This is a genomic window from Ignavibacteria bacterium (genome assembly GCA_013177855.1).
Classification (GTDB): domain Bacteria; phylum Bacteroidota; class Ignavibacteria; order Ch128b; family Ch128b; genus Ch128b.
The window spans coordinates 1502518-1525022 of record JABLYA010000001.1 but is presented as its reverse complement, the minus strand read 5'-3'; the positions used below and the strand labels follow the sequence as shown (position 1 = coordinate 1525022).

Genomic DNA, 22505 nt, shown 5'->3' with positions numbered 1-22505 from the left:
ATGTTGAAACCAACAATTTTGTCAGCATCAAATTTTTTGTTGTTCCAGAAAGAAGAACCGCCCCAGTTTGCCGGGAAAATTACAAATCCTTGATCATTAGGATCTGTGTTTCCTTCTGAATCAAGTATTTTGAGTGGGATTCGTAATTCTACCCAGTTTGTTGTCGCATCTAAAATTACATCCTGTTGATAAATCCACTCTTCGATATTTGAAGCAGCTGTAGGACGATCTTTTAAGTGAATTCGGAAAACCATATTTGTAGGAATTGTTGGAGGAGTAAGGACTTTAATCCAGATTGCAAGAGAATCTGAAATGGACCAATCCCAGGGAGTTGCTTCGGCAGGTAAAGTTTTGATTAATTGTGCATAGCTTCCCCACTCATGATGAGCACCAATAACAAATTTAACCTTAGCTGAGCCTGTACCTTCAACTTTATCAGTTGTGTTTAAAGAATAATCAATTCGGCTCGGCGGACCTTCGTGCAAGAATTGCCAGGTATTATCCTGAGAAAGGTCTGTATCAAAGCTCTCGATTATATAGCTCTGAGCGTATGTAATCGAGGCTAAGAACAGGATTGAAACGAAAATTTGAAAGAGTTTTCTCATTGTTAACCTCTCTTTTTGTTGTTTGATTTTATTTTTTAGTTAGTTCCAGAATGTCCATAAAATTATTATGACAAAAACTATCACCATTGAAATTGCAAAATTTGAATTCAGAGATTTTAAATGTCCAATCCTTCCAAAATTTAATCGTATCTCGCTAAGACTTTCTTTCATTGATGAATTTATAACAGATACAATTTGGGTTTTATCAGCTGTTGAAAAAGCATTCCCAACTTGAATTATTAAAATTGAAAGAAGGAATAATAAAATTGAAAAGTGCAAGAAATTGATTCCAAGAATACCAGCCAGAATTGGATGTAATACAACACCATTATCACTAATCAATTGAAGAACTAGTCTCAATATTCCAATTGCTTCACCAATGATTAAAGTTATGATTGCAGTATTCGGACTCATCTTTTTTGAAAATAATCCGAACAAAAAAACTGCTGTAATTGGTGGACTAACAAAAGACTGAACACTTTGCAGGAAAAGATAAATTTGTGATGTGATTACTTTCACCAGTGGAACTATTAAAATTGCTCCTACAACTGCTGCCGTAGTTGATAATCTTCCAACTAGAATAAGTTTTCTCTCATTTGCATCAGGATGTCGTAGTTTATAAAAATCATTTGTAAACAAAACAGAGATTGTATTAAAAACTCCTGCGAGAGAAGACATAATTGCTGCAAGCAAACCGGCAATAACAAATCCTTTCAATCCGTGCGGGACAATATCGCTGTAAATCATAGCAGAGTAAGCACTATCACCTCTCGATTCCGGAAAAAGTATTGAAGCAAAAATTCCTGGAAAAACAAGAATAAATATTGGGAGAATTTTTAATGACGCTGCAAGCAAACTTCCTTTTCGAGCTTGATCAATTGATCTTGCACTAAGCAATCTTTGAACTATATATTGATCGGTGCACCAATACCAGAAAGCTATGATTGGAGCTCCAAAAATAATTCCTGTCCATGGATAGTCTGGATCAGTTGCGCTCTTAAACATATTGAAAAAATCGTCAGGGACTTTTGAAGTTAATCCCTCAAATCCACCAACTGCATTAAATCCAGCTATCGATAAAATAAACGCACCAATCATTAAAATTAATCCTTGAAAATATTGTGTTTTAATTACAGCACTTGATCCACCAATTACACTGTAAAGTCCAGTTATCAAAACAAGCAAAATTGAAGAAGCATAAATATTCAATCCGAATAAATCATAGAATAAAAGTCCGGCTGCAAAGAGAGAGACAAGCACTTTAGTAAAGATGTAAATGATTATAGAAAAAAGAGCAAAGAATTTTCGAATTCGGCGGTCGAAAACCTTCTCTAAAAATTCGGGGACAGTAACAACTCCAGTTTTGAAATAAATTGGGACTAAAAACCACCCAAGAAATAGAAGCGTGAAAATTGCCATTAATTCAAATTGACCTACGGCAAGTCCTCTCAATGAACCTGCACCAGCTAGACCGATAAAATGTTCACTAGAAATGTTTGTTGCAAAAATTGAAACTCCAACAATAAACCAGGGGATATTCTTGCCAGCAAGAAAATACTTTTCGTAATTATCATCATTCTTTTGAGAATAATAAAATCCAAGGCTGAGGATAAGAATGAAGTAAACAATGAGGACTACCGCATCTATGTATGAAAATACTTCAAACATAAAAAGATATTTTTAGTCATTATTGATTAAGTCAAATTTAATGCCATTAAGAACCTGCAAAGACACTAAAAAATCTCTCTTAATCAAACAAAACTTAAATCAAATTTGCTGTCAATTATGATTTTGATAAATCATATTTATTAAATTGATAAAGACCTTTTACTCAAAAACGAGTTCGGGAATCAAAATTTTTCTAATCATCATAATTGAACAGACATCTACCCTGCATCAACATCGAAATAAAAATGTATGAAAAGAATAGACTAAATCAGGATGAAGTTATTAATACATTTATTTTCACTCTAAAAATGTTTTTGAAAGTTTCTTATAAAATTTGGTCATCAAACCTATGTAAAATCATCTCAACAAAATCAGCTTTTTACTTGCAAGAAAATTTCCTGCCTTCATTTGATAAACATAAACTCCACTTGATAAATTTAATTTGTCTGCATCTAACTCAATCTCATAATTGCCGGGTAATTTTTCTTCATTTACTAAAGTTGCGATTTCACGACCGAGCAAATCGAAAATTTTTATAACCACATTTTCCTGACGACTAACTGCATATTTAATTTTTGTTACAGGATTAAACGGATTAGGATAATTCTGGTAGAGTTGAAAATCTTTGGGCAATAAATTCAAATTTTCTGTTTCGACTTCTGTTACAAATCCGCCAATATTATAAAATGGTTCATAGTATCTTTTCAAAGTATCTCTTACAAATTTTGCTGTATCTCTAAACATTCGATACAATCCCATACTTTGAAAACCTTGAGGATGTTGGTGAGAATACCAATCGAAAATACACCACCAGGTTACACCCATCAAATATCCGCCGTCTCGATAACTTCCATCAGGACGAATAACTGATGCTCTGAAAGTAAAAGCCCTGAATGTTTCTTTGAAAACTTCCACCTGAGCATTTTGCCCGCCGACCGCATTATTTTCACCTGACCAGTAACCGAACTCAGTATCTAATATTGGCTTCTCTGGATAGTAATAATTAGCCATTGTTAGGAATAATCTTGTCCCATCATAATAAGTCCCGCCATGAAAGATACCAAAGTACATTGTCCATCCAGCAACATCACAAACCTGTTGAGATGGATCGTCGGCGCCTGGTCTATCTGCCGCTGCTGATTGAGTGATTAAACGTCCATCCGGATAGAGTGATTGAAGTTCCTGCTTGACTCGATTAATAAAAACTCTTCTATTATCAACATCTTTGCATTCATTTGTAGTGCTCCACATTATAATCGAGGGTCTGTTGTAATCTCTGAAAACCATTTCTTTGAACATCTGCTCATGAATATGTCTGACACTATTTTGAATTACCCACGCTAAAGTTACATCGAACCACCAGACCGGAATTTCTTCGACTACAACAATTCCTAATCGATCGGTTAATAAATAAGTGTAAGGATGATTGGGATAATGAGCTGTCCTCAACATTACTGCGTTTATTTCTTTAACTTTTAATAAATCGGAGTAAATTACATCTAAAGGAACACTCCTGCCGTAAACTGGATGATCTTCGTGCCTTGCAACTCCCACAAAGAATACAGGATTTCCATTGAGATAAACTTTGTCAACATTTGTCCTGATTGTTCTAATACCGAATTGAGTGTAATATTCATCAATTACTTCGCCATTTTCTCTTAGTGTGATTTTCATCACATAAAGGTTTGGAGTTTTTGGTGTCCACAATCTGGGATTTTGAATTGTTAATGTTGTTCCCCAAACTCGAGTTGAATCCTTTTGAATCGAAACCGATGTCTGATTTACCCCAATAAAAGAAGCTGGCGAACCTATTAACTCACTTGCTCTTTCACTCATTATGTTTTGTGAATTTATCTCTGCATTAAAAATCTCAACTGACACATCAACATTCTTATTTGAATTCGATTTGTTGTAAAGCACAACCGTTGTTTGAATATCCCCGTTTGTGTTAAGTGGGACAACATTTGTTCTAACAACATTAACAGGGTTTGAAAATTCAAGATAAACATCGTGAATAATTCCTGTGTAATTAAACCAATCACATTGAGTATAAGGGACAATATCATTTCGAGTTCCCCATTCCGGATTATCCACACGAACGACTAAAACATTGTTCCCACCGAAATTAAGATAATTCGAAACATCAAATGCAAATGATGTATAACCACCTTCATGATAACCGACATAGTTTCCATTTAACCAAACATCGGCGACATAATTGACTGCGTAAAAAATCAGCTTAACAAATTTCCCGGCTAAAGCAGAATCAACAGTAAAGTTTTTTCTATACCAAACACCATTCTGATAATATTCAGGAACTATTGGGAATGGATTCATCTGATTTTCAACAGAAGGGATGAGTTTATCTGCCCATTGTGAGTCATCAAAATCAGGTAATTGTCTTCCTGCAGCTTCGTTGATTAAATTTTGATAGCCTGCTGCATCTCGTTTGGCAAGAGTTATGTTATCATTTGCATTAAACCTTTGCTTTTTCCAATTGCCGCCAAGATTAATAATGTATCTATTTTGCTTTTCAAAGGTCGGCAGAGGCATTCCATTCTGAAAAGGAATTGTTACGCCATCAACCTGTTTAAGACTAATTGTAGCCTCGAGACTTGCAATTTGAGAATTAGAAATTTTTGTAATTAAGAACAGAATTAAAATGAAATAGATACTTTTTTTCATTCAGTCCTCCACTTGATTGATTTTTTAAAAAACAATTTCAATGCCTTTTCAAAAAATTCAAATATTTGCTGAATCTTAATTTTTTGAAGAGAAGTTTAAAAGGCAGGTTATTAATATGATAATATAATTTTATCTAAATAATAATTAAGTGTCTCACTTCATTCCGAGTTCTTTTGCCATTCGATAAAAATTGGAAGGAGCTAAACCAAGTTTAAGAGCTGCGTCTTTATCGGAAGCGGAAATCTCTCTTACAAAACGAAAATATTTTTCTCGAAAAATTCTTTCAGCATCTTTAAGTGGAAGAATATTCTGAGGATTGAATAATGACCGAATATCATCTTTATCAAAAGAAAGATTTTGACCAAAGCTAATTGCATTGATTGCTTCTTCGGGGGTTATTACTTTACCGGCTCTGAAGAGAATTCTTTGAACAACATTTTTTAGCTCTCGAACATTGCCTGGCCAATCGTAATTCAGAAAAATTTTCATTGTCTCTTCCGGGATTTCCGGTTTATCTTTACCCATATCAATTGAAAAGTTAGTGAGGAAATAGTCAATTAAAAGTGGAATATCTGAAACTCTCTTTCGCAATAGCGGAACTTCAATTGAAAGGACATTTAATCTGTAATAAAGATCTTCACGAAATCTTTTTTCTCTAACTTCTTGCTCAATGTTTCGATTTGTTGCTGCAATAATTCTGACATCAACTTTTATGGTTTCAGTCCTACCAATTTTTTCAATCTCGCCATCCTGAATAACCCTTAAAAGTTTAACCTGAGCAGGAAGCGGCAACTCAGTAATCTCATCCAAAAAAATTGTTCCGTGATTTGCCATTTCAAAGAATCCAGGTTTTCGTCTATCAGCACCTGTAAAAGCACCTTTTTCATAACCAAACAATTCACTTTCGACTAAGTTTTCTGGAATTCCGCCACAATTCACTACAACGAACTTTTCATATTTCCTATCGCTTCTGTAGTGAATGTTGTAAGCAACCAGCTCTTTTCCCGTGCCTGAAGCTCCTCTAATTAATAAATTGAGATTGCTTTTTGCAAGGCTTTCAATATCATTTTTCAATTGAATCATTACCGGCGATTCACCAATGATTTTCTTCTCATTTAAAATATCCTCAACATTACTTTTCATTTTCTGAAGAGCACGAAGTCTTTCACGCTCGAGCATACATTTTTCGTATGCATTAAAAATACTAATGATAAAATCGGTCGGCTGATAAATGAAATCCTCAATATCACCTGGGTATTTCGTACAATACCAGAAAGCACCAGCTTTAAGCAGCTTATTGGCAAAATTGAAATCTGTTAAATTGATTGTCATTTTCGTAATGACATTAATCTGAAGCGAAGAATCAATCTCTTTAATTTTCTGGATCAAAGCTTCGCCCATTAATCCGCCAGCTATTTGATAATCCATTATAACAACATGAATTTTGCCTTTATTCTCTTCAATGTATTCAAGTGCAGCTTTTCCATTCGAAACAATTTGGAGAATTTTTATCTGATCAGAGAATGGCTCGATTGTTTTAATTACTCGTCTTACATCAAAATCTTCATCTTCAATTAAAAGTACATTAATCTTTTTGTCTGAGAGCATCATAATTTCCTTTCAATGCTTAATTGTGATTGTAAATCTACAGCCTTTGTCAAGATTTTCAGCATCAATTTCCCAGCCGCATCGCTTTACCATTTCGTAAGCAATATAACAGCCATAACCAGAATTATTTATTCCTTTTGTCTTAGTTGTTGAGTTTTCAATAAAAAGCTTCTTAATTCCTTCCTCATTTACTTCGAGCATTTCCTTAACAATGCCTCGACCGTTATCTTCAATCATCAAATACGAAATGTTCTTTTCTCTATCATATTTTGTAGAAACTTTAATGAGCAAATTACTTTCTCCGCCGTGATCAATACTATTCTGAATTAATGGTTCTACAATTTCCCATATGACAAACTCATTTATGTTAATTATTGGCAGACTTTCATCAAGTTCCATTTTTATTTCATAAGCGTCAGATTTACTTGAAATTCTCTGAAAGATATTATTAACAATGAATCTTAAAACTTCATTTAAATCTGTCTGAAAGAGAGAACTTCTGATTGTTTGAATTGGCGGATCATACCATTTCATATCGTAAATAACTCTGGATATAAAATTTGAATACTTGGTAACTCGATACTTAACCTCTTCAATATTCTCAGTTGAAAGAGTTCTCAAATCTTCTTTGATAAAGCCCATTATTTTTTCAGCTTTATGATGAGTGTGATAAATTCGTTTGGTAAAACTCAATTCTTTCTCATATGTAATCTGCTTTTTAATATTTTTTTCATGTTCCTCGAGAAAAAGTTTTTGAGCTTCGTCTCTCTCTTTAACTGTATATGACGAAATGAAATACATTGCAAGCAATCCGAGCAGTATTAAAGATAAATAAATGATCGAGGTCTCATCATAATTGCTTATAACCTGATTGCTTATTACACTCAAATCAGGGGAATTACTCATATAAATTGCACCAATGAATTCACCGTGAAGAACAAATGGGACAAAGGTGTGAAAAGTTTTTCCGTCGCGAATGCTTTTAATTTGTTCGTTCACTCTTACATCTTTCTCGACCTGCTGATAAAGTTTGATAATATTTGAATCAATTTGAATTTTATTTGATGAATTATTCTGCTCAATTAAGATATTGTAGAGAGTTTTTCCATCATCAATTAGAACATAATGATTGGCTTTTTTTATGAGCAAACCAAGTTTATCAATATTGTGGGCAAGTTGTTGTTGGCTGAATATTATATCAAAAGATTGTTCAATTCTTTTTCTTTCTTCAATTGATCTGGTTCTATTGTTATCAACTGATTCGAGCACAAGTTCAATAGCTGTTGCAGTGAGGTTTGCAATTTCTTCCGCCGATTCTCTTAAGTACCAATCCTGCGTTGTTGTAATAAAATCTTTTATCGATGCTTTATTGACAAACGAAACAATTAGTTGAAAGGCAAAAAGAATAATGAATAAAACTGTTATATGCTTAAACTCAAAATGATATTCCTTAATTTTCTCACGAATCTTGTTAGACATAATTACCTTGCAAGCGCCACATTTTCTTTTAATTGATTAACAATTTTCTTGATTGTTTCTTCAGCTGAATAATTTTGTTCGATAGCTTTGCTTAAATTTAATGAGATTAAATCAGAAATTGTTGTATAGTTTTCATCCATTGGACGATGAATACCTTGATCAAATAATTTCTTGTAAAACATTAAATCCGGATGTTTTGCGATAAAACTTGAATCATCGTATAAACTCTGACAAACTGGCAAATATCCACCTTCTTCATAAAGAATCTTTTGCGATTCAGGTTCAATTAGAAATTCAATGAACTTAACAACTTCAGGAATTTTGTCTGAGTATTTTGAGACCATTAAATTCCATCCGCCAAAAACAGAAGCTGGTTTTGAACCTTCAAGATGTGGAGTTGGTGCTTTCCTGATATGGGGTAAAAGCTCAGGATTAACATATTTATTGTCCTTGCTTGTAAAACTAGGCCAGCCTCTTACAGCGAAAGCATCATTGTCAGAAAAATATTTATAACTTTCATTCTCCCTCAAGTTGCTAACTTCTTTTGGTGATATTTTGTACTTGTTTACGAGATCAATCAAAAACTGAATTGCTTTTCTTGCACGGTCGTTTTCAAGATTTAAATTCTGTTCATTATCCATAAGATCAATTCCAAAGTTATTTAAGATCTCAACAAAAGAGCACATCAATCCTTCATACTTATCAGCCTGAAATATATAAAATGGTTTAGAAGCCTGACTATATCTTTCGAGTTTCTTTTTCAATTCAAAAAACTTTTCCCAACTGATGGATTCTTCAAGTTCTCTCTGATAATTTTCAGAATCAGGAAGTTTTTTCAATATATCTTCTCGATAGAACATCAAAGCTACATCTGTATAAAGCGGGACAGCAAAGAGAGTATCATTAAAAACACAAGTTTTAAGTGTATGCGGCAGCAGGTTTTTTATATGATTTGAATCAATGTATTTAGTAAGCGGGACTGACCATTTTTTGAAGCGGGAGACCCAGATCACATCCACTGAAAAAATATCAATTCTATTACTCTTACTTCTCAAGTAACGAGCAAGTAAATCTTTTCTTTCGTTGGTACTGAATTTATCAAAAGAAAGATTAATTATTTCTACCCTGATTTGACCTTTGTATTTCTGATTAAATTTATCAATTAGTTTTTTATGAGCACTTGAGATATGGTCAACATAGTAAATTACTTTTTCTTTGTTCTTAAAATTTTCTCTGTAAGTTCCAGGAGAGAAGACAAATGTAAACAGTAAAAAAATTGTAACCAGAATTGTGCTCGTAACTATGTAAAAAAGTTTTTCGATGTTCATATCAATTTATAATGTAATTCAATTTTAAATTAGCAAGATTTTGTAAAAAAACTTAAAATCGAAAAAAGTGATAGGTTTGAATAGACAATTTCAATGAAACAGTACGAAGCCGTAATTAAAGTAATGGAAGAAAATGGTGGTTATGCAACTCTTGGTCATTTGTATCAAGAGGTTTTAAAAATTCCAGATTGCAAGTGGGGCACAAAAACTCCTTTCGCAAGCATTAGAAGAATTGTACAGGATGAAAGATTTTTCTTCAAAATAAAACCAGGTTTGTGGGCATTAAAATCCTATAAAAACACTCTGCCTGATGAAATTATTACAACCCGAGAAAAAGATGAGAAAAGTTACAACCAATTTAATCACACATATTATCAAGGTTTAATTGTCGAAATAGGTAATTTGAAAGGGTTTAAAACAATCGTCCCAGCACAGGATAAAAACAAGGATTTTTTAAATAAAAAATTATATCAGATACAAACCTTAAAAAAGATTTATCCATTTAGTTATAACAACTTTGTAAACATCGCTCGAACAATTGATGTAATCTGGTTTAACGATCGAAAAATGCCTTCAAGCTTCTTTGAAATTGAGTTTACTACCAATATGATCAACTCTCTGCACAAGTTTTATGAATTACAAGATTTCAATTCCAAGTTTATCATCATCTCTGAAAAAAACAGAAAAAGAGAATTTGAGAAACGCATTTCAACCTCAAGTTTTTCTGATTTGAAAGAGAGAGTTTATTTCTGGAGCTTCGATGATGTTGCCGAGCTTCACTCAAAAACAATTGAATCGTTTGAGATCAACAATAGACTAAACTTAACTTTTTAATTTTAATTCCATATAAAGCCTCACAACAATTACTATCTTAATTTATCACTTTATCACTTTAATAATTTTCGTTTATTAAAATGATATTCAAAATCCCTCTTTAGATTATCAACTTCTAATTTTTCACAAACTAATCTAAATTTCCTAAGGGCATAATTTTTGACTTAATTGAGCGATTGAAAAATAAACAGGAGATTAGTATGTCTTCATTTACTTCAAATATGGAAGCTGTTAGTTCATCAAACAACAAAAGCTATTTACCAGAACTTACAATTTTAACTTCACTGTTTTTTATGTGGGGATTCTTAACCTGCCTTAACGATATTTTAATTCCCCATCTTCAAAATGTTTTTGAATTGAATTACTTCCAATCAATGTTAGTTCAATTTACTTTCTTTCTCGCTTATTTTATCGTTTCTCTTCCGTCAGGCTGGCTTGTCGAAAGAGTCGGTTACAAAAAAGGAATAGTAATTGGATTACTCACTGCTGGAATTGGAACATTAATTTTCTATCCAGCTGCTGCTTTAAGATCTTATCCTGTTTTTCTCTTTGCATTTTTCGTTCTCGCATCTGGAATTACACTTCTTCAAGTTGCAGCTAATCCTTATGTAACCATTTTAGGTAAACCAGAAACAGCATCATCAAGATTAAACTTAACTCAAGCTTTTAATTCACTTGGAACTACAGTAGCGCCTTACTTTGGCTCATTATTAATTTTATCAAACGCTGTTAAGACAACCGAAGAACTTGCTAAATTATCTCCACAAGAATTAGAAGCTTATCGTGTTGCTGAAGCTGCAGCAGTTCAATATCCTTATCTCGGACTTGCAGCTGTTCTGTTCATTATGGCAGGTATTTTTGCACTTCTAAAATTACCACAGATTGAAGCAAGCACTGTTCAATCTTCTGAAAACAATGGAATGAATTACGATGATCTTCACAAAAGTGCCTGGGGTTATCGTCATTTAGTTCTTGGCGCAATTGGAATCTTTGTTTATGTAGGTGCAGAGGTTTCGATTGGAAGTTTTCTTGTAAAATATTTCGTGAACTTGGATCCAAATATGTTAGAGGTTGAAGCTGGTAAGATGGTTTCATTCTATTGGGGCGGTGCAATGGTTGGACGATTCATCGGTTCTGCAGTCCAGAGAAAAATAAAACCAGGTATAGTTTTAGGATTTAATGCAATTATGGCCTCTCTGCTTGTGATTACTTCAATGCTAAATGATGGAAAAGTTGCAATGTGGTCTATCTTGCTTGTTGGTTTATTCAATTCAATAATGTTTCCAACAATTTTCTCACTTGCAATTCGCGGTTTAGGCAAGCATACTGGTCAGGCTTCAGGAATTTTGTGCATGGCAATTGTAGGCGGTGCAATTGTTCCAGTTCTTCAAGGATTGCTTGCTGATAATATTGGAATTCATCACGCATTTATTCTACCCGTTTTATGTTATTGGTATATTGCTTATTATGGATTTAAAGGAAGTGTTCCTTCCTTTGAAAAAGCTGAAATTGCAATTGAGGAAGCATAATGAATAAAAAACAACTTGTTCTCGGAATTGATATTGGAGGAACAAACACAAAATTCGGTTTGATCGATCAAAATGGTAATGATTACTTAATGGGTTCAATTCCAACTAATTCAGATCAACCAGCAGAAAATTTATTTTATCGCTTATTTCGAGAATTCGACAGAATGAAGAATGATCTAAATTTTGATTTCGATCTGGTTGGAATTGGTATCGGTGCACCAAATGCAAATTATTATAAAAAGACAATAGAATATCCTCCTAATCTGAATTGGGGATATATTGAAGTTGAAAAAATCATTCGAAAATTTTACACCCAACCTGTTGCTTTAACAAACGATGCAAATGCTGCAGCTTTAGGTGAAATGTATTATGGCGTTGCAAAAGGTATGAAAGATTTTATTGTGATAACATTAGGCACAGGTCTTGGCAGTGGAATAATCGTTAATGGTAACCTAGTTTATGGTCACGATGGTTTTGCTGGAGAAATTGGTCACACAGTTTATGATCCAAATGGAAGATTATGCGGATGCGGGAAAAAAGGTTGTCTCGAAACTTACGCTTCAGCTCCAGGAATAAAAAGAACAGTTCTTGAAATCATCGCTAAAACAAATTATCCAAGTAAATTCAGACATATAAATTTTGAAGACTTGGATGCAAAGATGATAACTGATGCAGCATTAGAAGGTGATCAAATTGCACTTGAAGCGTTTGATTTCACCGCAAAAGTATTAGGAATAAAACTAGCTGATGCCGTAGCCCATACAAGTCCAGAAGCTATTATTCTTTTCGGCGGATTAGCAAATGCAGGTGACTTGCTTTTAGTTCCAACAAAAAAATATATGGAAGAACATTTATTTCATGTATTTAGAAATAAAGTCAAACTATTAAAATCAGATTTAAATGAAGGTAAATCTGCTGTGCTCGGTGCAGCAGCATTAATCTGGCATGAAATTCTTAACAAATAAAAAAGTCCTCCTGGCATTCACATCACTCTTGCTAATATTTAATTTTAGTTTTTGTTCAAGCAAGAGTGGTGTGAATGATTATCAATTCCCAAGGATTATATCGGGTCAGGTTAAAAATCAAACTGGCTTGCCACTTGAAAATGCAAAGGTTAGTTTAATCACCGCACCTGAAATTGAACCGGTCTTTACAAATGCACAGGGATATTTCAGAATTGAAAATGTTTCAGCAGCAAAACATAAAATTAAAGTCGAACTCTATGGCTATGAAGATTATATTGCAGATGTTCCATCTGCTGTAAATGGAATTTCCACAATCAATCCAATTCTTATTAAAAAATCATACACTACTCCTTCGAATAAACCCGTTAGCAAAGGACCAGTTAGAATTTTCAACAACAAGCTTCAAGTTGATTTTGATGGTGATGGGAATTACTCTGATTTCTTCATTAAAGGAGTAGCTTTCTCGCCTACTCCAATTGGAAACCGTCCAATTACAATTCAACAAGAAGAAAGAAGTCTTCAATTCTTAAAAGATCTTAATGCAAATACAATTCGAACATACAGCGGCGCAAATCCTTCATTTCTTAAAAGACTCGCTGAGAATGGGATTTATTGCATTCTGGGTTTTTGGGTTGATTATAATCTCGATTTATCAATTCCAGCAAATCGAGAAAAAATTAAAAATGATTGGATCAAATTTGTCTATCAATTCAAAGATAATCCTGGTTTATTAATCTGGAACATCGGCAACGAACAAAATTATCAGAATGGAAATAATCCATATTGGTATTCTTTATGTCAGGAACTTGCAACAATAGCCTATAACATTGAGGGCGAAAAATATCATCCAGTCGCGATAAATAATGGTGAAATTTTTAATATTGGGAATGCATCAATGTATGCAGATGATAACTCACTGACTTATATCGATCTCTGGGCAATGAATCTTTACAATTACAATCTTGCATCAAGGATTAATCAATATAAAACTAAAACAATTAAGCCAGTCGTAATTACAGAATTCGGGATTGATGCTCTGGATAATAGAACCAAACAAGAATATGAAACTATGCAAGCCGTTTTCGATTCACTTAACTGGCAACAAATTCTCTCAGTGAAAGATGTTTGTATTGGTGCAACTGTTTTTGAATTCACTGATGAATGGTGGAAAGATAAAGACCCATGGTCTCATGATTTCGGTGGATATCCTACAAATCAACATCCTGATGGTTATTCAAATGAAGAGTGGTGGGGAATAATTCGTGTTCTGCCAGATTCAAATAATGATGGCTTAGACGAATGGATTCCTCGAGAGGCATATTATATGTTTCAAAGAAACTGGAAATGAAATTCATAAAAAGTTTTATCAAAAAATTCATTGAATATCTCAAACAAGAACCTGAAAAAATTCAAATCGAAAAGCCACTCTGTCATCACTGTACATCGAGGGGCGTAGTCCTACAAAATAAGATTAAAAAAAATGAGAAGTAAGATAATATTCTTATTTGTTTTATTAATTTCTTTTCCGGTTTTGAGTCAACAAAAAAAGTTTTTTTCTGTTAATGGAAAAGACATCATCGATCTTGATGGTCGTCCTATCTTATTAAAGGGAATAAATTTGGGCAACTGGCTTGTGCCAGAAGGCTATATGTTTCACTTCAAAAAAATTAACTCTCCAAGACTTATCTATGATTTCTTCAATGTTTTAGTTGGTGAAACCGAAGCAAATAATTTCTGGGAAAAGTTTAGAGAAAATTACATCACAAAAGAAGACATTCACTTTATTAAATCTCTCGGTTTTAATTCAATCAGAATTCCTTTCAACTTTCGTCTCTTCGTAACAGAATATCCATTTTATGAACTTAAAGGTCCAGGTTATGAATTGCTTGATCGTGTGATAAAGTGGTGTAAAGAAGAAAATCTCTATGTGATATTAGATATGCACTGCGCACCTGGTGGACAGACTGGTGATAATATTGATGATAGTTATGGATATCCATTTTTATTTGAAGACGAATTCAGTCAAGAACTCACTGCAAGAATCTGGAAACGAATTGCAGAAATTTACAAAGATGAATCCATTATCCTTGGCTATGATTTATTAAATGAACCGATAGCTCACTATTTCGATAAAGAAAAACTAAAACCTTTGCTTGTCCCTCTCTACCAGAAAATAACAAAAGCAATTCGCGAAGTCGATACCAATCATATCATTATTTATGGCGGTGCAATCTGGGATTCCGATTTTTCCATTTTTACTGAACCAATTGATCCAAAAGCTATTTACACTTTTCATAAATATTGGACACCACCAACACAGGAAGTAATTCAAGAATACATTGATTTTAGAGAAAAATTAAATGTTCCAATCTGGATGGGCGAATCGGGTGAAAATACAAATGAATGGATAAATGAATTCAGGCAAGTGCTCGAGAAGAATAATATTGGATGGTGTTTCTGGCCCTACAAAAAACTTGAAAGCGAAAGAGGAATTGTTTCAATAAAAAAACCACAAGGATATGATGAGATAATTAAGTTTGCTAATGAATTTGATGTATCGTATGAATTTATAAGAAATAATAGACCAGAAATTTCAAAAGTAAAACGCATTTTAAATCAATTTATTGAAAACATTAAATTGAAAAATTGCATCATAAATGAGAATTACATCAAAGCACTCGGTTTAAAAAAATAAATACAAAGAGTAACGAGCGATCTTATTTTCAAAAATGTTTTTTATAAAGTCTTTAATTTCATTGAACATTATTTGAAAACTTATTCTTTTCTTTATTGCTAAGGTCTTTGCATTTTCTTTATTAAACTTCGTTTATAAATTGCCAATACAAATGCGAAATAAACCATGAAATATTTAATTCCAATCATCGTACTCACATCTCTTTTAATTTTACCAGTAAATTTAATCTCCCAGAGAGCTGATAAAGTTATTGCTGAAATTGGCAGCGCAAAAATCACTGAGAGTGAATTCAAAATCAGATATGAACTTTCTCCTTTTGTTTCTCATCGTTCAAAATGGAATCAGGACACAATCAAATATGATTTTTTGCTTTCGATGATTGCAGAAAAACTCTTTTACTTAGATGCAATTAATAAAGGTCTGCAGAATTCGGAAGATTTTAAGTTTTACATCAAACCGCTCGAAGATGCTTTACTGCGAGATTATCTATTCAAAGAAGAAATCGAAAATAAAGTCAGACTTTCTGCTGAAGATATTAGTCAATCAATTAATAATGCTCAATTCAAACTACAAGCAAGAATTATTAACTCAGAAGACTCAGTAAAGATCTTTAGAATCCATTCACTTCTTAAAGAAAATATTCCACTTGATTCAATTTTACTAATTCCTGACTTTTTATTTATTCCTGCAGGTGAATTTGAAGTTTCTCTTGGCTCATTAAAAGATGAAGAAGTTGAAAATTATCTTTTCACATTAAATCCGGGTGAATTTACTCAACCTATTCGGAGTGAAGTTGGGTGGGTTATCTTTTTAATTATAGATAAGTTATTCACACCGATTGACCTTACAAATCAAAAGCAGATAGATGATATAAAACGAATTGTTAAATCCAGAAGAGTGATGATAAAAGCTAATCAATATTTACAAAATCTCCTAAGCAATAAAACAATTGATATCAACGATACAGTTTTTGATTCCGTTTTCTATGTGATCTATAATTTAATTCTCGAGAGAACAAAAAGTAATCCGGATTCTATGCGTACATCCTACATATTAAATGATTATGATTATCGTGAAATAAAAAAAGAACTGGGCAATAAAACACTTCATGAAAATCTATTTTATATTAACTCGCATAAGGTTAAGGTTTGGGATTTTCTTGCAAATCTTGCTTTTGAAGAACATAGATTTCAGTCAAAAGACAGAAACATAATTTATTCTAAGCTGACGAAGATTATCAAAGATTTTGTAGTTCAACAATATCTAACTTTTGAAGCAAAAAGAAAGGGGATCGATAAAAACAAAAATCTTAAAGATGAACTTGAAAACTGGAAAGTTCATTATCTCGCTCAAATGTTGAGATTTTCTTTTCTCGACTCATCCCGAGTATCCGAGGAAGAAATCTTAAACTACTTCAATAATGAATATCGAAAAGATAAAAACAATCTTCTCATAAAAATGAAAATCCTAAATCTCACTGAACTTGAAGAAGTTGAAAGAGTTTTGAATTTAATTTCTTCTGGGAAATCTTTTGACGAAATAGTTGAAAGTTTTGGAAAAACAGACTCACTCGTTAATGATAAAGGTGAAACTGAACTCCTTCCCAATATTTATTTCGGCGAACTTGGTTTCATAGCAAGCAAGCTAAACCTTAACGAAGTTTATGGTCCGATTAAGAGAGGTAATGAATATACATTAATTATGGTAAAAGAAAAGAAAGAGATCTCAGACACAACTTATGTCGATTTTGATTCTGCTAAAGGTTACATAAAGAATTATTTGTTTATCAAAAAATTTAATTCAGCTATTGCAGATCAGACTATCAAATTAGCAAATAAATATGGTGTAAAAATTTACGAAGACAATTTAAGTCAAATTAAAACTACTGGTATCCCGATGTTTGTTCATCGTTTGCTCGGATTTGGCGGACGAATTGCTGGAGTTCCTTTACTCGATAATTGGTTTTATATGATTGATATTAATGAATTCAAAACAAAATTACTTCCTTAGAGCTATGCAAATGAAAACAAGAATTTATTTATTAGCTATTTTATTTCTTACTTCATTCATTTCAAATTCATATTCTCAAATCTTCATCAATCAGATTGGTTATAAAACTTTTTTACCAAAATTTTTCTACACAAACTTGACTTCCGATTCTTTTAAAGTAATTGATGAAATCACTGGCAATATTGTGTATTCAGGAAGCTTATACTTAATCTCTCCCAATGATCCAGCAACAGGAATGCAAATTCGCAAAGGTGATTTTTCAAATTTTAATTTAGAAGGGAAGTTTTATATTCGATTAAATACAAATGATACTTCCTACCATTTTACAATCTCAAATTCAATTTATGAAGACCTTTTTCAAAAATCATTAAAAGCATTTTATTTCCAGAGATGTGGCAGTCAACTATTTTTCCAGCACGCGGGAGTTTATCAGAGAAATGTCTGTCATACTGGTGATGGTTTTTATCATTCATCGACTGGTCAGAGCGGATTTAAATTTTCTCGCGGCGGCTGGCATGATGCAGGTGATTATGGTAAATATGTAGTCAATGCTGGAATTTCTATTGCAACTTTACTTATGGCTTATGAATTATTCCCAGAATTTTTTAATTCCGACTCACTTAACATTCCAGAAAGCGGAAATGGTATTCCAGATATTTTAGACGAAGTTAAATACGAAATTCAATGGTTACTCACTATGCAAGATTCTGATGGTGCTATATATCACAAACTTACAAAAGAACAATTTGAATCATTTGTGATGCCTTCACAAGACTCGGGAATGCGTTTTATTTACCAGAAGTCTTCTACTGCAACTGGTAATTTCATAGCAGTTCTTGCAAGGTTTTATCGTGTTTATAAAAATTTTGATTCTCTTTTTGCCCATCAATGCTTGAATGCAGCAAAAAATGCCTGGAACTGGTTGATAAATCAACCTTCAATAATTCCTCAAGGTGGATTTCAAAATCCACCAGGAACTCAAACTGGAGAATACGGTGATAATAACGACACCGACGAAAGACTCTGGGCATCAGTAGAATTGTACGAAGCAACTGGCGAACAATCTTATAAAGATTATTATGAATTTAATTACAATTTAGGCGGTTTGATTAATTCAACTATGAACTGGCAAAATGTCAGAATACTTGCTCATTTGACTTATCTATTTTCAAAACAGCTCGATGTTAATCAAAGCGTTAAATCACAACTTCGTAATTCACTCATTTCGTATTCAAATAATCTTGTTGCTAAAAGAAATTCAAATGGATTTGGAGTAACAATAAGTCCAGGTGAATACTATTGGGGTTCAAATTCACAGGTCTTAAATAATGCGATTATTTTAATCTTAGCTTATAAAATTACAAATCAAGCAATCTATCTTTCAGCTGCTTTAGAACAACTAAATTACATTTTGGGTTCTAATGCTCACAACCTTTCATTTGTAACAGGTGTTGGTAAAAAATATCCCAAGAAACCTCATCATCGTCCTTCAGAAGCCGATGGTATTATTGAACCTGTTCCAGGATTTGTTGTAGGTGGTCCAAATCAATACTTAAACGATCCAGTACTTCAACAATATTTCAACCAGAATACTCCACCCGCTCTCTGCTATATTGATCATTTACAAAGTTATGCTTCAAATGAAGTAGCTATAAATTGGAACGCACCGCTTGTATTTGTTTCAGGCTACTTTAACAATTTTTTTCTCACACAAGTAGAAGAACAATCGATAAACTCTAATCTTAATTTTAAACTCGAACAAAACTTTCCAAATCCATTCAACGGACAAACTAAAATCCGCTATTCCATCAAATCAAAATCAATGAATGAAATGTTCAGAATTAAACTCAAGATTATTAATTTACTAGGTGAAGAAATTTTTATACTCTATGATGGATATCGATTTCCTGGAACTTATGAAGAGACATTTGATGCATCAGGCTTTTCAACAAAATCATTACCCTCGGGTATTTATTTTTATCAACTTAATGTTAACGAGAACTCCTTCACAAAGAAAATGATTTATCTTAAATAAAGGAGACAAAAGTGAACAAATTATTCTTATCAATAATTATAATTTTAGCAATGATTAAAATAACTTTCTCTCAAGAATTTTACTCCCCGGATAAAAATCTGAAACTAAAAATTTTACTAAATGAAAAAGGGGAATTTTTTTATTCGCTACAATTTAAGAATAAACCTGTTATCAAATTAAGTAAGCTTGGTTTTGATCTTGTTAGAGAAAATAGCCTTAATGATGATTTTGAAATCTTAAAAATTGAACAAAATGAAATCAATGAAAAATGGAGTCCTGTCTGGGGTGAAGTTGACACAATAGTAAATCATTGCAATGCTATTAAAGTTTATCTTAAACAAAGAAGTACCCAAAGATTTTTAAATGTTCAATTCAGAATTTTCAATGATGGACTCGGTTTTCGTTATGAATTCCCAAGACAGGAGAATTTAAAATATTTTATCATAGCTGAAGAAAATTCTCAATTTGCAATGACCGGTAATCATACAGCCTTCTGGCTTCCCGGAGATTATGACTCACAAGAATACACATACACTACTTCCAGATTCTCTGAAATCAATGCCTTAAAGGGAAGAAACTTTGATGATATAATCACTAAATCAATTCCTGGAGAAAATTTCGTTCAAACTCCTTTGATGATCAAAACCGATGAGGGATTGTACATAAACATTCACGAAGCAGCGTTGATTGATTATCCTGCAATGTATCTCAAAGTTAATAAAGAGAATTTCGTACTTTCAACTCATCTTTGTCCAGACGCGTATGGCAACAAAGCATATCTTCAAACTCCTTTTAATACTCCCTGGAGAACCATCATCGTTTCTGACAAAGCAGAAAAAATTTTAGAATCAAAAATCATCTTAAATCTAAATGAGCCTGCAAAGTTCGAAGATGTTAGTTGGATTAAACCAAAAAAATACATTGGAATATGGTGGTCGTTGCATGTTGGGAAAGAATCCTGGAATTATGCTGATATTGATAATATTAGAATTGACCAGATTAACTACGATACACTAAAACCAAATGGACGACATGGAGCAACAACCGAAAACGCTAAAAGTTATATCGATTTTGCTGCTAAACACGGCTTCGATGCACTTTTAATTGAAGGTTGGAATATTGGTTGGGAAGATTGGTTTGGCCATTGGAAGGAAAATGTTTTTGATTTTGTTACTCCTTACCCTGATTTTAATGTTGATGAAGTTTCTCGTTATGCTAAAGAGAAAGGTGTTGAATTAATTATGCATCATGAGACTTCCTCGTCCGTTACTAATTATGAAAGAAGAATGAACGAAGCATTTGAATTTCTAAAAAAATATAATTATACGGCTATAAAAACCGGGTATGTCGGTCCCATTATTCCACGAGGCGAGCATCACGATGGTCAATGGATGGTTAACCATTATATTAGAGTTTTAGAAAAAGCTGCAAAAGAAAAAATCTGTATAGCTTCACACGAGTCAGTAAGACTTACAGGTTTGCATCGAACTTATCCAAATTGGTTAGCTGCAGAAGCCGCACGCGGGAACGAATTCAACGCCTGGAGCGAAGGAAATCCTCCCGAGCACGAAACAATTCTAATTTTCACAAGACTAATTGGTGGTCCAATGGATTATACTCCGGGAATCTTCCAGATTAAAATGGGTTATTACAGTGATGAAAGAAAAAATTTTCAAGTTCATACAACACTTGCCAAACAATTAGCTCTCTATGTTGTCCTTTATAGTCCTTTGCAGATGGCTGCAGATCTGCCAGAAAATTACGAAAGATTTCTCGATGCATTTCAATTTATTAAAGATGTTCCCGTTGATTGGAAAGATACAAAAGTTCTTTTTGCCGAACCTGGAGATTACATAGTCACAGCACGAAAAGATAAAAATTCTGATAATTGGTTCATTGGCGCCATCACAGATGAAAACTCAAGAGAATTTAATATTAAACTTAATTTTCTTGATAATGCAAAGTACGAAGCAATAATTTATCGTGATGCTGATGATGCTCATTGGCAAAAAAATCCAATGTCTTATAAAATTGAAAAACGAATAGTTGATAATAAATCAAATATCAAAATAAAATTAGCCGAAGGAGGTGGGTGTGCAATTTCTTTAAAGAAGTTGGGAAACTAAAACTAACTAATATTAAACTTTTAAATTTCTTAAACCTGCATATTGAGGTTTTAAAAAAATGGAAAAATATAAGTACGAATACATTTTTAAGAACTCTAAAAACTCCGACGAACTTTTTGACGCCTTTGACAATGCACTAAAAGAAGGAATTGATGATCTGGAACTATACAAAATTCTCTTTTGGAATCCATGCTTAAGCATCGATGAACTAAGTATGTTCATAAAAAAATTAGCAAACACTTTTCCTCATCTTGCTTATGATGTTTATATGTGGGGCGCAAAAGTAATTGAGTTATCTTTTGACAATGTCGAGAATTTTGAAACAATTCTTAATTTCTACAGAAAAGCTTCTGATTTAAAACCACTTGAAAACGAACCATATATAAAAGCCGCAGATGCTTATAATTTTGAATTAAAAATTCACCCACCAGCAGTAGTAATAAATTTCTTAAAACGCGGTACAACAAGAGTAAAAGATCCCTCCACAATCTATTTTAAATTAAGTGAATTTTTCGGAAAGCTTGGTAATATTGAATTAAAAAACCACTACCTAAACGAAGCAGAAAAATATCTGAGAAGAAAATATAATGGGTGATAAATTTTCTATAATAATTTAACTAATTAAGGAAGGCATTAATAATTTGCGGAGAGGGAGGGATTCGAACCCCCGGTACCGATTCCTCGGTACAACGGTTTTCAAGACCGCCGCATTCAACCACTCTGCCACCTCTCCTGAGAACAAAATTAAAAAATTTTTCTTATAACTTTCGACTTAATACAAAAAACCCCGACAAAGTCGGGGTTAAAAAAATAATTCTTGGCAACTACCTACTCTCCCACGCGGTCGCCCACGTAGTACCATCGGCGTTCGGGGGCTTAACTTCTCTGTTCGGAATGGGAAGAGGTGTACCACCCCGGCTATGGTTACCAAGAATAAA

The 22505-nt window shown here is 33.0% G+C and carries 14 protein-coding genes, 1 tRNA gene and 1 rRNA gene; 9 read left to right on the top strand and 7 right to left on the bottom strand.

Annotation, left to right across the window (positions count from 1 at the left end; all coding sequences use genetic code 11):
- Positions 1–644: 644 nt before the first annotated feature.
- The 5 genes from HPY57_06370 to HPY57_06350 all read right to left on the bottom strand — a co-directional run bounded on the left by HPY57_06370 (position 645) and on the right by HPY57_06350 (position 9373).
- The gene (locus tag HPY57_06370; protein ID NPV11396.1) at positions 645–2273 is read right to left on the bottom strand and encodes a sodium/solute symporter; all 1629 of its coding nucleotides are present in this window, start codon (positions 2271–2273) and stop codon (positions 645–647) included.
- 357 nt (positions 2274–2630) lie between these two features.
- Positions 2631–4958, bottom strand: a complete 2328-nt coding sequence (locus HPY57_06365) for a T9SS type A sorting domain-containing protein (protein ID NPV11395.1) — start codon at positions 4956–4958, stop codon at positions 2631–2633.
- Positions 4959–5111: 153 nt separating this feature from the next.
- Positions 5112–6566, bottom strand: coding sequence for a sigma-54-dependent Fis family transcriptional regulator (locus HPY57_06360; protein ID NPV11394.1), 1455 nt, complete (start codon positions 6564–6566; stop codon positions 5112–5114).
- A 12-nt stretch (positions 6567–6578) separates the two neighbouring features.
- Positions 6579–8045 (bottom strand): ATP-binding protein, encoded by a 1467-nt coding sequence (locus HPY57_06355; GenBank protein ID NPV11393.1) that lies wholly within the window; start codon positions 8043–8045, stop codon positions 6579–6581.
- Between the two features lie 2 nt (positions 8046–8047).
- Positions 8048–9373 carry an extracellular solute-binding protein gene (locus HPY57_06350; protein ID NPV11392.1) on the bottom strand — a complete coding sequence of 442 codons (1326 nt, stop codon included), beginning with the start codon at positions 9371–9373 and terminating at the stop codon, positions 8048–8050.
- Between the two features lie 93 nt (positions 9374–9466).
- Here HPY57_06350 and HPY57_06345 point away from each other — a divergent pair, with 93 nt between their 5' ends.
- From HPY57_06345 to HPY57_06305, 9 genes are all read left to right on the top strand, one after another.
- Positions 9467–10207 carry a hypothetical protein gene (locus tag HPY57_06345; GenBank protein NPV11391.1) on the top strand — a complete coding sequence of 247 codons (741 nt, stop codon included), beginning with the start codon at positions 9467–9469 and terminating at the stop codon, positions 10205–10207.
- Between the two features lie 200 nt (positions 10208–10407).
- Positions 10408–11736, top strand: coding sequence for an L-fucose:H+ symporter permease (gene fucP, locus HPY57_06340; protein NPV11390.1), 1329 nt, complete (start codon positions 10408–10410; stop codon positions 11734–11736).
- Positions 11736–12701, top strand: coding sequence for an ROK family protein (locus tag HPY57_06335; protein NPV11389.1), 966 nt, complete (start codon positions 11736–11738; stop codon positions 12699–12701). Before fucP ends, HPY57_06335 begins: the two co-directional genes overlap by 1 nt.
- 70 nt (positions 12702–12771) lie before the next feature.
- Entirely contained in the window at positions 12772–14049 is a 1278-nt protein-coding gene (locus tag HPY57_06330; protein NPV11388.1) for a hypothetical protein, read from the top strand.
- Positions 14050–14181: 132 nt separating this feature from the next.
- On the top strand, positions 14182–15396 hold the full coding sequence (locus tag HPY57_06325) for a cellulase family glycosylhydrolase (GenBank protein ID NPV11387.1): 1215 nt from the start codon (positions 14182–14184) through the stop codon (positions 15394–15396).
- A gap of 165 nt (positions 15397–15561) precedes the next feature.
- Positions 15562–17406: a hypothetical protein gene (locus HPY57_06320; protein NPV11386.1), complete on the top strand. Its 1845-nt coding sequence runs from the start codon at positions 15562–15564 to the stop codon at positions 17404–17406.
- A gap of 10 nt (positions 17407–17416) precedes the next feature.
- Complete coding sequence (locus tag HPY57_06315; GenBank protein ID NPV11385.1) at positions 17417–19441, top strand: T9SS type A sorting domain-containing protein; 2025 nt, start codon at positions 17417–17419, stop codon at positions 19439–19441.
- An 11-nt stretch (positions 19442–19452) separates the two neighbouring features.
- Positions 19453–21567: a glycoside hydrolase family 97 protein gene (locus HPY57_06310; protein NPV11384.1), complete on the top strand. Its 2115-nt coding sequence runs from the start codon at positions 19453–19455 to the stop codon at positions 21565–21567.
- 58 nt (positions 21568–21625) lie between these two features.
- Entirely contained in the window at positions 21626–22162 is a 537-nt protein-coding gene (locus tag HPY57_06305) for a hypothetical protein (protein NPV11383.1), read from the top strand.
- 49 nt (positions 22163–22211) lie between these two features.
- On the opposite strand, the gene HPY57_06300 is transcribed toward HPY57_06305, so the two are convergent.
- Positions 22212–22300: transfer RNA gene (locus HPY57_06300), tRNA-Ser, on the bottom strand.
- Positions 22301–22382: 82 nt separating this feature from the next.
- Positions 22383–22499 (bottom strand): 5S ribosomal RNA (gene rrf, locus HPY57_06295).
- Positions 22500–22505: the final 6 nt, after the last annotated feature.

Bases quoted from the DNA above. Each gene is read 5' to 3' on its own strand.
- HPY57_06355 (NPV11393.1), bottom strand. From the start codon at position 8,045: ATGTCTAACAAGATTCGTGAGAAAATTAAGGAATATCATTTTGAGTTT.
- HPY57_06305 (NPV11383.1), top strand. From the start codon at position 21,626: ATGGAAAAATATAAGTACGAATACATTTTTAAGAACTCTAAAAACTCC.
- HPY57_06345 (NPV11391.1), top strand. From the start codon at position 9,467: ATGAAACAGTACGAAGCCGTAATTAAAGTAATGGAAGAAAATGGTGGT.
- HPY57_06350 (NPV11392.1), bottom strand. From the start codon at position 9,373: ATGAACATCGAAAAACTTTTTTACATAGTTACGAGCACAATTCTGGTT.
- HPY57_06360 (NPV11394.1), bottom strand. From the start codon at position 6,566: ATGCTCTCAGACAAAAAGATTAATGTACTTTTAATTGAAGATGAAGAT.
- HPY57_06325 (NPV11387.1), top strand. From the start codon at position 14,182: ATGAGAAGTAAGATAATATTCTTATTTGTTTTATTAATTTCTTTTCCG.
- fucP (NPV11390.1), top strand. From the start codon at position 10,408: ATGTCTTCATTTACTTCAAATATGGAAGCTGTTAGTTCATCAAACAAC.
- HPY57_06370 (NPV11396.1), bottom strand. From the start codon at position 2,273: ATGTTTGAAGTATTTTCATACATAGATGCGGTAGTCCTCATTGTTTAC.
- HPY57_06315 (NPV11385.1), top strand. From the start codon at position 17,417: ATGAAAACAAGAATTTATTTATTAGCTATTTTATTTCTTACTTCATTC.
- HPY57_06320 (NPV11386.1), top strand. From the start codon at position 15,562: ATGAAATATTTAATTCCAATCATCGTACTCACATCTCTTTTAATTTTA.
- HPY57_06365 (NPV11395.1), bottom strand. From the start codon at position 4,958: ATGAAAAAAAGTATCTATTTCATTTTAATTCTGTTCTTAATTACAAAA.
- HPY57_06335 (NPV11389.1), top strand. From the start codon at position 11,736: ATGAATAAAAAACAACTTGTTCTCGGAATTGATATTGGAGGAACAAAC.